A 13,461-nucleotide genomic window follows, 5' to 3' on the forward strand; every position below is an offset into this window, starting at 1 on the left:
AACAATGAAGAAACTGACGATATTGGCGAGTGCAGTCATGCTGGCGTTCGCAGCGCCAGTCGCTATGGCTAAGATATCAGAAGCTGATGCGGCAAAACTTGGCAATGAACTTACCCCTTTAGGTGCTGAAAAAGCAGGTAATGCTGATGGTTCTATTCCTGCGTGGGATGGTGGTATCACTCAGCCTGTGGCGGGTTATACCAAAGGGATGCATCACCCAGATCCTTTCCCTGAGGATAAGATTGAATTTACTATTACCAATGCTAACAAAGCGCAATATAAAGATTTTTTAACGCCGGGTCAGATGAAGTTGTTCGAACTTTACCCTGATACCTACAAGATGAATGTGTATAAGACTCGCCGTAGCGCCTCTGTACCACAGTTCGTTTACGATGCGACTAAAGTTAACGCGACTCGTGCTGAACTGATTGCACTGGGCAATGGTATTTCTGGCGCGGCTATTGGTATTCCATTCCCGATCCCTGCAAATGGTTTAGAAGCAATTTGGAACCACATTTTGCGTTTTCGTGGTATCGATATCGAAACTTCCCGTAGCCAAGCTGCACCGACAGCCGATGGTAGCTATAGCTTAGTGGAAACGGCTGAGGAAATTCGTTTCGAATATTCTCGTCCAGAAATTACCTTAGATCAGCTTAAAGCCAGCAATACGCTGTTCTACTTTAAGCAAGTGGTGACTCAGCCTGCGCGTTTAGCAGGTACAGCCTTATTGGTTAAAGAAACCATGGATCAAGAGGCGCTTCCCCGCCAAGCTTGGACCTATAACACAGGTCAACGTCGAGTACGTAAAGCGCCGAACGTGGCTTTTGATACACCGGGTACAGTGTCAGATGGTCTGCGTACGACAGATGATTTCGATATGTTTAACGGCTCTCCAGTGCGTTACAACTGGGAACTGGTTGGCAAAAAAGAAATTTATATCCCGTACAACGATTACAAACTGCATTCAGATAAGCTGAAATATGACCAAATATTGAAACCTGGTCATGTGAATCCTGAGTACGTTCGTTGGGAAAAACACCGCGTATGGCAAGTGAGGGCGACGCTGAAAGACGGTATGCGCCACATTTATAAAGTGCGCGATATGTACCTTGATGAAGATTCATGGCAAGTGTCAATCGCCGATCTCTACGACAACCGTGATCAGTTGTATCGTGTGGCCGTTGCACATGGCTTGAATTATTACGAAGTACCTGCACAGTGGGATACTTTAGAAGTCTTCCATGATTTGCAATCCCGTCGTTATCTCGCCATGGGCTTAGACAACCAAAGTGGCATGTATAACTTCGATGCCAAACTGACTGAAGCTAACTTTACCCCCGATGCATTGCGTCGTGAAGGTATCCGTTAATAGGCCACGTACAAAGGGGCGCTTAGCGCCCCTCATTAGTTAAGGAAGTTTGTATGTCGTTTCGCATCCTTCAGTGTGTCGCTGTATTAAGTTTCGGTGGCGCTTTTTTTCCTTCTACGTTATCTGCAACGCCCTCTGATCCGATTTTTTCTCAAGTTCAACCTCTTGCTGTTTCATCTTTGATTTTAGATATTGCCAACGTAGGCGCAGGTTTAGTGGCTGTGGGTGAACGTGGTCATGCTCTGGTGTATGACGGCAGTTGGCATCAAGTGGTAACGCCCGTGAGTTCACAGCTGACCAAAGTCTTTTTCCTCAATGAAAAACGCGGTTGGGCTGTAGGTCATGATGCAACCATTTTACATACTCAGGATGGCGGTCAAACTTGGCAGTTACAAATGCATTCGCCCGAGATTGAAAAGCCTTTCCTCGATGTGGTGTTTTTAGACGAAAACAATGGTATTGCCATTGGCGCTTACGGTTTGTTTTATCGCACTAATGATGGCGGTGCCCAATGGCGCGAGGAGTTCCATGAGGAGCTTTTAGCTGAAGAAGATGTGGCTTATTTGGCTGAGTTAAAAGGCAGCGATCAATCGGCCTATTTGAGTGCGCGCGCTTCATTATTGCCGCACTTTAATCGTATTTTAACCTTAACCGATGGACGTTTATTATTGGTTGGCGAGCTGGGCTTAGTCGCTGTTTCTGGCGATCAAGGTAAAACATTTACGCGTACCAATTTTGATTACGATGGTTCTATGTTTAACGCCGTAGAAACGAAAAATGCTGTGTATGTGATGGGCCTTCGCGGTCATATATTCAAAGCTGATGTGAGTTTAAGCCAATGGAATCAAATAGAACTGCCGGTGCAATCCTCAATCAACGGTGCCATGGTTGTTTCTGACGACGCGCTATATTTAGTGGGAAATGCGGGGATAGTGATCAAGCTAAATGAGGATGACACTAGCAGTATCGTGACTCGTCGCCAAGGGGAAAACTTAGTGTCTATTGCGAAGGATAATCAAGGGAATATGTGGTTATCCGGCAGCCAAGGGCTGTTTATTCTTAAGCCATAAAATTTTAAAACTACAATAAATAACAGGGCCGAGAAGATGTTAGAAAAACTGGTCAACGGATTTGAGTCATTTTTGTTTCGCAATCGCGCATGGGTCGTCGGCATTTTTGTGTTTTTGACGTTGTTTTTTGGCTATCAGGCCAGTCAACTCAAAATGGATGCGGCTTTTATCAAAAATATTCCACTGCAGCACAGTTATATGCAGACCTACCTGAAACACCAAAAAGATTTTGGTGGTGCCAACAGCATCATGGTGGCGGTTGAGGATACCAGCGGTAATATTTTTAATGCTAACTATTTTGATACCTTAAAAAACGTGCATGATCAGCTGTTTTTTATTCCAGGGGTTGACCGTGCGCAGGTGAAATCAATTTTTTCGCCTTCCACTCGTTTTACTGAAGTCGTTGAGGATGGTTTTGCTGGCGGGCCAGTTATTCCAGCGGATTTTTCAACTTCAGTGTCTGGGTTAGAAACGGTTCGCGATAATATTGAAAAAGCAGGGATTGTCGGCCGATTAATTGCCAACGATTACAGTGCGGCTATGGTGTCGGCTCAATTAATGGATTTTGATCCACAGACGGGTAAACCGCTTGATACCATTGCTTTTGCTGCACAATTAGAAAAAGAGCTTAGGGGCAAGTTCGAAACCGATAAGGTTAAAATTCACATCATAGGTTTCGCCAAAATGGCGGGGGATGTGGCTGATGGTGCTAAGGGTGTATTGCTGTTCTTCGTGATCGCGATTTTGGTCACCGCCATCATGGTTTACCTCTTTTCTAAATCCATCATCTTGACCATGCTGCCACTGGTCTGCAGTTTAACGGCTGTGGTCTGGCAGCTTGGTTTATTGACTGTGATAGGTTTCGGTCTCGATCCTATGTCGATTCTGGTACCGTTTTTAGTCTTCGCCATCGGTGTGAGCCACGGGGTGCAGATCATCAATGCTGTACGGCGTCGAGTGCTCGACGGGCAAACGACAAAAGCGGCTTCGGCGTCGGCATTTCGTAGTTTATTAGTGCCGGGTGGTGTGGCATTACTGTCCGATACTGTTGGTTTTATTACCCTGTTATTTATCGATATTGGGATTATTCGCGAGCTGGCGATTTCTGCCTCGCTCGGTGTGGGCGTGATCATTTTCACTAACCTTATCCTATTGCCTTTGGTGATTTCTTTTACTGAAATCAAAGTCAATAAACATGCAGAACCAACGGCTGAAGAAGTGCGAACTGAGGCTATTTGGCGCTTCATGGCGCGTTTTGCAACGCCTAAATATGCTGTGGTAGTCATTATTGCCACTGTGGTGTTGTATTTTGTGGGTCTGCAACAAGCCAATCAGATGAAGATTGGTGATCTACAGGGCGGCGCGCCAGCGTTACATCAAGATTCGCGTTATAACCTCGATACCTTCTTCATCACAGATCATTTCTCTATCACCACAGATGTGATGACTGTGATTGTTGAGGCAGCACCTGAAGCCTGTACTTACCACGATGTGCTCACTCAAATTGATCAGTTTGAGTGGTTAGTACGCAATACCCCAGGGGTGGAGTCGACTGTAAGTCTGGCGTCTGTCGCTAAAAAAGTGAATGCAGGCTTCAACGAAGGTAATCCAAGATGGGAAGTGTTGCCGCGTACAACGGCGAGCTTAGTACAGGCCATTGGCCAAATTCCCACGACTTCAGGTTTATTAAATGGCGATTGTTCTGTCATGCCTGTGTATCTGTTTATGAAAGATCACAAGGCCGAAACCATAGAAACTGTGGTCGCTAAGGTCAAAGCCGTCGCCGCGAAAATGGACAACGAGAAGTTGCAGTTTAAACTGGCGTCGGGCCCTGTGGGTGTAATGGCAGCGACTAACGAAGCGGTGGCTGAGGCACAGTTACCTATGATGATATACGTCTATGGTGCAGTGTTTGTACTCTGCTTAATCAGCTTTAAATCTTTTAAAGCCACTGTGGCGGTCATTATTCCGTTATATGTCGTGTCGACACTGGCACAGGCTTTGATGACTCAGCTCGATATTGGCTTAGCTGTCAGTACCTTACCTGTCATCGCGCTGGGGGTTGGTATTGGTGTGGACTATGGTATTTATATCCTCTCGACTATGTCGTCTAAGCTATCAAATGGTATGCCAGTGCAACAGGCTTACTATGAGGCGTTGGTCGAACGGGGCAGTGCGGTGATCTTTACGGGCCTGACTTTAGCGATTGGTGTCAGTACTTGGTTCTTCTCGGCGCTTAAATTCCAAATGGACATGGGAATATTGTTAACATTCATGTTTGTGGTAAATATGCTCGGTGCCATAATTATCCTACCTGCATTGGCCGCCATTTTCTGGCGCCAGCCTAAGTAGAGTCTACAAATGGGGAGCTAAGCTCCCCATTTACTTTTGAATACTTAGTCTGCTTTATCGATTGTTTGGTCATTTGTCATTCCTTGTTTACGCCAACACTGGATTTCAAGAGGATGTACCACTAAAATTTTCCTCGAAATACAGCGGTTTTAGTAATAAACTTCGCGCGACGATCTAGATCACATTAATTTATCTGCGATTGTTAAGCCGAAGCATCCAAATAATGAAAAAAGCGCTGCCATAGACGCTTAAGGAAACAGCAACATGGCCTTGAAAGATGCAATGCCTTCAGTACTACTTGAAAATGTAGTCAGTTTAATTCACGCTAAAGTCCCTAATTCACAAGCCAAGCAAGTTGAACAGTTCGCCACCTGCCTTTATGCCCACATGTCGAAAGACGATCTCAATGCGCGTAATGACAGTGATTTATACGGTGCGGTTCTCAGTTTATGGAACGCCCTGAACAAAACACCAAAAGGTAACACTCATCTGAGAGTGTTCAATCCTAGCCAAGCCAAACACGGCTGGCAATCTACTCACTCGATCATTGAAGTTATCCAACCTGACATGCCATTCTTGGTCGATTCAGTTGGTATGGCATTGAATCGTATGGGTATTACTGCTCACATGATGTTGCACACTCCACTGGCCATTGAGCGTTCAGAAAGTGGTGTGACGAATGTCACTTATCTTAATCAGAGCCCTGAAAGCACTGAGCATGTCGCCGTATTTTTGATTGAAATTGACCGTCAAAGCAGCACGGTTGATATCAAAGCATTAGAGCGCGAAATTCAGTCTGTGCTTGCCGATGTCGCTTCATCAGTCAACGACTGGGAAGTCATGTCTGCCAAGTTGGCTGAGATGATCAAGGAATTGCCAAAACGTCCGTTCCCGGGCGATAAGCAAGAGTTAGAAGAAGCGATTAACTTCCTGACTTACTTGAATAATCATCACTTTACGCTATTAGGTTACCGTCAATACGATTTGAAACGTGTCGAAGGTGACGTTGAGTTAGTGCCTAATATCGCCTCTAGTTTAGGTTTGATGAACAAGCACACTAAAGCGCAACCTGAGCAAGGTTTGTTGTTATCTAGCTTCTCCGATAGTGCCCGCAAAGAAGCCTTAGATCACAGCTTACTGATCCTCACTAAGAGCAGCGCTAAGAGCCGCGTGCATCGCCCAGCTTATGTCGATTATATCGGTATTAAGCGTTTCGATAAGAAAGGCAATGTGATTGGCGAAGATAGATTTATCGGTTTATATGCGTCAAACCTGTATAACCGCAGTCCACGTGAAATCCCACTGCTGAATGAAAAAGTGCAGCGTGTGTTAGATCGTTCAGGCTTGACCCCACGTTCACACGACTATAAAGCCCTGCTAAACATCCTTGAGAATTTACCTCGTGACGAGCTAATTCAAGCCAATGTTGATGATTTATCGCACATGGCCCATGGCGTGTTAGAAATGCAAGACAGAGACAAGCTGAAACTCTTTGTACGCAAAGATGGCTTTGGCCGTTTTTTATCCTGTTTAGTGTACGTTTCTAAGGATCGTTACAACACTAAACTCCGCCAAGATACTCAACGTATTCTGGCCCAGCACTTTAACAGCAAAGAAGATGTAGAGTTTACGACTTATTTCTCCGAGTCGACGCTAGCCCGCACTCACTACATAGTCAAAGTTGATAACAATAATATGGATGTAGATGTGGCTGCCATAGAGAACAACTTAATAGAAGCGGCACGTTCGTGGGAAGATAAGTTAAGCACTGCGCTTAACAGTGCACTCGGCGAAGAAGCTGGCACTCATCTGACTAAGCGTTATTTCAATGCGTTTGAACAAAGCTATAAAGAAGACGTATTGCCAAGTTCTGCCGTCGTTGACATGCAACAGCTCGAAGCACTGGATGATGAACACAAGCTCGGCATGTTGTTCTATCAACCGCAGGAAGCGGCGCTGAACGACAACAAAGTGCGTTTAAAGCTATTCCATAAAGATGAGCCTATTCATCTATCTGACGTGTTGCCAATGCTCGAAAACTTTGGTCTGCGCGTGATCAACGAGCGTCCATATGAAGTCACGACTTCAGACGGTTCTACCTTCTGGATCTTAGACTTCTTGATGACAGTTAAAGTCGTCAACACAGATAACATCGCTGATAGCCAAGATAGATTCCAAACTGCACTGTCACAAGTGTGGCAAAAGAAGTTAGAAGATGATGGCTTCAACCGCATTATTCTGGCATCTGGTTTAACCGGCCGTGAAGTCTCTGTATTGCGCGCTTATGCGAAATACATGCGTCAAATCGATGCAACTTTCAGTCAGTCATATATTGAAGAAACCTTCGGTCGTTACCCACAAATCGCTGATTTGTTGGTGAAGATGTTCATCCGTAAATTTAACCCTAAACTGAAAACCCGTACTCTGGGTAAGTTTTTGGAGCAGATCAATTTACGTTTAGACGAAGTGTCTAGCTTAGATGATGACCGTATTATTCGTCGTTATTTAGACTTGATTAACGCCACTCTGCGTACCAACTTCTACCAACTGGATGCCAAAGGCGAATCTAAGAGTTATATCTCGTTTAAATTCATGCCTTCACTGATCCCTGAAATGCCACGCCCACTGCCGAAATTCGAAATATTCGTTTATTCGCCACGGGTTGAAGGTGTGCATTTACGTTACGGTAAAGTGGCTCGTGGTGGTCTGCGTTGGTCAGATCGCCGTGAAGACTTCCGTACCGAAGTATTAGGTTTGGTAAAAGCACAGCAAGTGAAAAACACTGTGATTGTGCCTGTGGGTGCTAAAGGTGGCTTTGTTTGTAAACAATTGCCAACTGAAGGCGGCCGTGAAGCTTTCTTCACCGAAGGTCAAGAATGCTACCGCATCTTTATCCGTGCATTGCTCGATATTACCGATAACATTTTGAACGGTGAAATCGTTCATCCATTGGATGTGGTTCGTCACGATGAAGATGACCCTTATTTAGTGGTAGCAGCCGATAAAGGCACTGCGACATTCTCTGATATCGCGAACTCGATTTCCCTCGAATACCGCTTCTGGCTCGGTGATGCATTCGCATCGGGTGGCAGTAACGGTTATGACCATAAGAAAATGGGTATCACGGCCAAAGGCGGCTGGGAATCGGTTAAGCGTCATTTCCGCGAAGTTGGTATTGATTGCCAAACCACAGACTTTACCTGTTTAGGTATAGGTGACATGGCGGGCGACGTATTCGGTAACGGTATGTTGTTGTCTAAGCACACTAAACTGGTTGCAGCCTTTAACCACATGCATATCTTTATCGATCCAAATCCTGATACGGCATTAAGTTATGATGAACGGGCGCGTTTATTCGCTCTGCCACGTTCAAGCTGGGAAGACTACAGCAGCAAGTTGATTTCTAAAGGTGGCGGTATTTTCCTCCGTTCATCTAAATCCATTCCATTATCGGCAGAGATGAAGCAAATGTTGGCCACAGAGAAAACCTCTATGACCCCAACTGAGCTGATGAAAGAACTGTTGAAAATGCCAGTGGATTTGATCTGGAACGGCGGTATCGGTACGTATGTGAAATCTTCACGGGAAACCCACGCTGAAGTCGGCGATCGTGCCAACGATGCTCTACGTGTCAACGGTGGCGAACTACGCGCTAAGATAGTCGGTGAGGGCGGTAACTTAGGTTGTACTCAGTTAGGTCGTATTGAATATGCGTCTAATGGCGGCCGTATCAACACTGACTTCGTGGATAACGTTGGTGGTGTGGACTGTTCAGACAACGAAGTGAACATCAAGATTTTGCTGAACGCTATGGTGACTGAAGGTGAACTGACGCTTAAGCAGCGTAACCGTTTACTGGAAGAAATGACTGAAGAAGTCGGCCAAATCGTACTACAAGACTGTAAAGATCAAACTCGTACTATCTCTGTGACTCAAGTGCGCGGTGCTGAGCAGTTAAAAGAGCAGATCCGCTTTATCCAGTACCTGGAAAAAGAAGGCAAGTTAGACAGAGCGTTAGAGTTCTTACCGTCTGACGATGAGCTAGCTGAACGTTTAGCCAGTGGTCGTGCATTAACGCGCCCAGAGCTATCAGTATTGGTTGCTTATGCGAAAATGGTGCTGAAAGAGCAATTAGTGACGCCAGAAATCACTGAAGATACTCTGTTAAGCCAACTGCTTATCGCGTATTTCCCGAAAAAACTTCAGGAAAAATACAGCGACAAAATGGCAACCCATCCACTGCGTGGCGAAATCATTGCGACCTCACTCGCCAATGAACTCGTCAACGACATGGGCTTGAATTTTGTTCAACGTATGCAAGATGAGACTGGTGCCTCAGTTGCCGACGCGGCAATTTGCTACACTATGGCCCGCGAAGTATTTGGTTTAGCTGAATTAACTAAATCGATCACTGACTTAAACGGCATAGTTCCGGCTGTGGTTCAAGGTGAAATGCTGCATCAGTTACGCCGCAATATGCGTCGTGCTAGCCGCTGGTTCCTACGTCACCGTAACCGCTCTTGGAGCATCGAACAAACCGTTGCTTTCTTCAAACCGGTATTTGAACAAATTAAAGATAATGTTCATTTATATTTGGTCGAAGAAGAAGCGAAAGGTATTCAATCTGAGATCAATGCCTTGGTCAAAGAAAACGTACCACAAGCTGTGGCAACGATTGTGGCTAACATGAGCACCTTGTTCTCTGCCTTAGACATTGCCCAAATTGCGCAAACAGAAGATAAGACAGTGGCATTAGTGGCTGAAACTTACTTCAAACTCGGCGCCCGCGTTGAGCTGCATTGGTTCTTAGAACAGATCAGCGCTCAACCTGTAGCGAACCATTGGCAAGCACTGGCTCGTGCCGCCTTTAGGGAAGAGTTAGATTGGCAACAACGTGCATTGAGTTCAGTGGTCTTAAGAACCTGCAGTGCAACCTGTGATGCCGAAAGTGTGATTTCTCAGTGGATTGAGATAAATCAAGGCTTATTGGAAAGATGGTTCCACATGCTAGCTGACTTTAAAACGTCGCAAATCCATGAGTTTGCTAAGTTCTCTGTCGCCCTACGTGAACTTAACCTTCTGATCCTTCATTGCGAAGGCCAAAAGTAAACTTATTATAACAATCAGAAGCCCTGGCGATCGCCGGGGCTTTTTTTAGGTCGAGGAAAGTACATGTTTTATAAAATCGCACAGAAAGTCATGTTTCAGATGGATCCTGAGCGAGCTCACCATCTTGCTATAGGCAGTTTAAAAATGACCGCCAATAGCCCGTTAACGTGTCTATATGGACAAACGATTGCACCTGCTCCTGTCAGCTTTATGGGGTTGACCTTTCCTAATCCAGTGGGACTTGCTGCCGGTATGGACAAGGATGGCGAATCGATTGATGCCTTTCATGCGATGGGATTTGGTCATATTGAAGTGGGTACAGTTACCCCAAGACCACAGCCTGGTAACGATTTACCCCGTCTATTTAGATTAAAGCCTGCCAAAGGCATCATTAATCGCATGGGGTTTAATAATAAGGGTGTCGATAATCTGGTCAAAAATTTGATCGCTAAAAAGACCAATATCATGGTTGGCGTCAATATTGGCAAAAATAAAGACACGCCAGTAGAACAAGGTAAAGACGATTATTTGATCTGCATGGATAAAGTTTATCTCCATGCGGCTTATATTGCGGTGAATATTTCATCACCCAATACCCCAGGATTACGATCGCTACAATATGGCGATCTATTAGATGAATTATTAAGCGCAATTAAAACTAAGCAACTTGAGCTGGCCGAAAAGCATAAAAAATACGTGCCCATCGCGCTTAAAATTGCTCCAGATTTAACCATCGAAGAAATTGAAAATATCGCACAAGCTTTGATTAAAAACAAATTTGATGGCGCAATTGCGACCAATACTACTTTAACGCGTGATGGTGTTAGCGGTCTTGCCAACGCCAATGAAAGCGGCGGCTTGAGCGGCAAACCCTTAACTGAGCTGTCTACTAAAGTGATTAAGCAATTGGCAATTTGTTTGAAAGGGCAGATCCCGATCATAGGTGTGGGCGGTATTAATAGCGCTGAAGATGCCTTAGCTAAATTCGATGCGGGCGCCACTATGGTTCAGATTTATTCAGGTTTTATCTATCAAGGTCCGAAGTTAATTAAAGAAATAGTGAATGCATACCGCTTGAAATAATGATCTTAAGATCAATATAGCGATCTAAAATAAGATCTTATTCTTTAACAGCGATCTAAAATGATCCTTAGATCGCTGTTAAGATCTTACAATAGATCGACTAAGTAACTGTTAAATAATTTGTATTTTATTATTTTTATTTTGATATTGGATAAAATATCTACTATTATGTCCCAGTGTTCAAATATTGGGTCACCGTTATGTTATTAATGCCGCAAAAAGATTGGCAATGGAAATATAACGATTCGTATGGTGTATTAGGCGTATCGTTAGGTTCCGAGATAGAATTTCTGACGTCTTATAAAGCAAAATTACTCATTCCAGATGCCTTATCAAGCATGGAATTTAATATTGCGCACGCCAAATTCTATATGAACTTACTCGATAGATTGCCTAAAACCCTGTCTTTGTCCGATGCTGCTATTGTGCAAATCGCCCTCAATGCCACCGCCGCCCATTTTATGCTGACACCACAAATGCCTAAATCATGGTTTTTTGATACCAGTGATGTCTGTGTTTATAGCGATGTAGGTAAAGTATTTGAGCTAAAATGCCAAAAGCAAAGAGTACTCGCCCTCGTGGTTGAAAATACCCTTCAGTCCGCGCTAGTGATGTTATTGTCACCCGAATGTGTCTTGTCAGGCGCTAAAACCATGGTGCAGTTTGAAACCATTAAAGTGATGCATAATCGATTACACCCACTGCGTGCACAGCGCCACGTGGTTGCGGCATAATGTGTTTGCAGATCAATAGTCATTATGGTTTTTTTGATATCTATTATTAGCCGATAATTCGCTTAAATCTCCATAGCATTAGTGCGCTATCCGTACTCTTTTCTGCTAAGAAAGCTTTTTTCTAAAATTAGTCACGTGACTCTTCAACACCTTTCTATCGAATGCTACCCAACGATAATTCGTGAGTCTTATTACTCTAAACTCGGCTCAGCTTTTTCTATCAAATAGAAGGAGAGTGACGAGGCCAAGAAGTATGCAGAGCAGTTTGGTGAGCCAAATATTCCGTCATGGATTGCCAGCATCATAAAGTGAACTGATTCCTTACTGATAATAAGCTCACTTGATCCACATAGATAGGTTTGCCATGGTATTCACTCGTCGACTCGCAGCGAGTCCATCCGTGGATGCTCGACCGCCCCGTCCATGGGTCGGACGGTCGTCTCGCCAATCACCATGGCGCACCTTTTAGCATTTGCGTAGTCTGTTGATTCAAAGGCGAGAGTTATCATTTAACTATGGTTGGCACTATTTTCTGTATTGTTTGCGCAGCGCTAAAAGCAAAAAAATTGGGGGGTGTCCGGTCTTTTTGTATGAAAAACCACTACCCCAAAAAAGCAAATTCCTATAGCATCATTTACACCAATTTACATGGATGTGGTGGTGGCCAAGTCCAACAAACGATTTATGCTCTGCAAACAGCGCTGCGCATAAATATTAAGATGTTATACGTCAGCCAAACTTGGGTCTTATATAAATGGTAGATAAGTCTAAAAAAGAAAATATTAATGATGTACAAAAAAATCCAGAAGAGTTTTGCAAAGCAATAATTAAGGGATTCAAAGACAAATCAACTCACAACAAGAACGAATCCATGTTGTGCTTTTGGCTTTCGATGGGAGGTGCTCTAGCAGCACCAATTTTCGTTACACTAGGCGAAGATATAGCAAAACTGTTTGGTGAGTATGGGTCAGTTTTTGTATTTTCAAAGCTGGTGCCTACTTTGCTTTCAGTTGCCGTGGCGTTTTCAACGGCATGGTTGCAGTTGCGGAAACCACAGCAGCTCTGGGCTTTATACAGGACTTCACAAAGAGAGCTAGAAGATAATCTCTATAAGTATCAATATCGGGTCGCTAAATATTCTGATCACCCTGATCCAGGAAAACTTCTAGTTGAAAATGTCGCTCAGATAGCATTGAACGCTCATTATTCATGGGTCCCGATGGTTCCAAATCCAGAAGATATTAGGTCTGCGCCACAAAATACGCCGAAGGAAAATGAATAATGGGTTGTTATCAAGTTGAAAAAACTCACATTAAAACTAAATTTGGAGAGTTCGATTTTTATTGCTTTAACTGGGGGGAACACGAAGAAGACAATATACTTGTCCTTGTTAATCCTAATTATGAAGCAGTGCCATTAGTTAGGGTCCAAAGCGCTTGTTATACAGCAGAAATATTTAGAAGCCTAGACTGTGATTGCCACGCCCAGTTAAGCGAAAGCCAGAAGAGGATCGCAGTAGAAGGGGGTTATTTAATCTACATGCTCTGTGATGGAAGAGGTGCGGGGTTGCTAAACAAAGTTAAAGGTATGCAGCTTGGTTTGACACACGGCTTAGATACATCTGACGCTTATCGCCATTTAGGTGTTGATCAAGATCCTAGAGAATACGTAAGAGCGGTTCAGATATTAGAGAAATTCTCTGTTACTGAAATACGTTTGCTAACAAACAACCCCCGTAAAGTTG

Annotated in this window: 7 protein-coding genes and 1 pseudogene; all 8 read left to right on the forward strand. The window is 44.1% G+C overall.

The window, feature by feature from the left end:
- The first annotated feature begins 4 nt into the window (after positions 1 to 4).
- The gene (locus AAA952_RS02960; protein WP_338254234.1) at positions 5 to 1,369 is read left to right on the forward strand and encodes a DUF1329 domain-containing protein; all 1,365 of its coding nucleotides are present in this window, start codon (positions 5 to 7) and stop codon (positions 1,367 to 1,369) included.
- Between the two features lie 53 nt (positions 1,370 to 1,422).
- Complete coding sequence (locus tag AAA952_RS02965; RefSeq protein WP_338254236.1) at positions 1,423 to 2,439, forward strand: WD40/YVTN/BNR-like repeat-containing protein; 1,017 nt, start codon at positions 1,423 to 1,425, stop codon at positions 2,437 to 2,439.
- Positions 2,440 to 2,475: 36 nt separating this feature from the next.
- Positions 2,476 to 4,791 (forward strand): efflux RND transporter permease subunit, encoded by a 2,316-nt coding sequence (locus AAA952_RS02970; RefSeq protein WP_113940560.1) that lies wholly within the window; start codon positions 2,476 to 2,478, stop codon positions 4,789 to 4,791.
- A 264-nt stretch (positions 4,792 to 5,055) separates the two neighbouring features.
- Positions 5,056 to 9,900: an NAD-glutamate dehydrogenase gene (locus AAA952_RS02975; RefSeq protein WP_173244568.1), complete on the forward strand. Its 4,845-nt coding sequence runs from the start codon at positions 5,056 to 5,058 to the stop codon at positions 9,898 to 9,900.
- A gap of 63 nt (positions 9,901 to 9,963) precedes the next feature.
- Entirely contained in the window at positions 9,964 to 10,983 is a 1,020-nt protein-coding gene (gene pyrD, locus AAA952_RS02980; RefSeq protein WP_113940562.1) for a quinone-dependent dihydroorotate dehydrogenase, read from the forward strand.
- Between the two features lie 200 nt (positions 10,984 to 11,183).
- Entirely contained in the window at positions 11,184 to 11,717 is a 534-nt protein-coding gene (locus AAA952_RS02985; protein WP_105252649.1) for a cell division protein ZapC, read from the forward strand.
- Between the two features lie 754 nt (positions 11,718 to 12,471).
- A complete protein-coding gene (locus AAA952_RS02990; RefSeq protein ID WP_263181518.1) occupies positions 12,472 to 12,999 on the forward strand; it encodes a DUF4231 domain-containing protein in 528 nt (175 codons plus the stop codon).
- Positions 12,999 to 13,461, forward strand: a pseudogene (locus AAA952_RS02995) (hypothetical protein); the annotation flags it as partial. The gene AAA952_RS02990 and the pseudogene AAA952_RS02995, both read left to right, overlap by 1 nt.

Source organism: Shewanella sp. M-Br, assembly GCF_036245925.1.
Classification (GTDB): Bacteria; Pseudomonadota; Gammaproteobacteria; order Enterobacterales; family Shewanellaceae; genus Shewanella; species Shewanella oncorhynchi.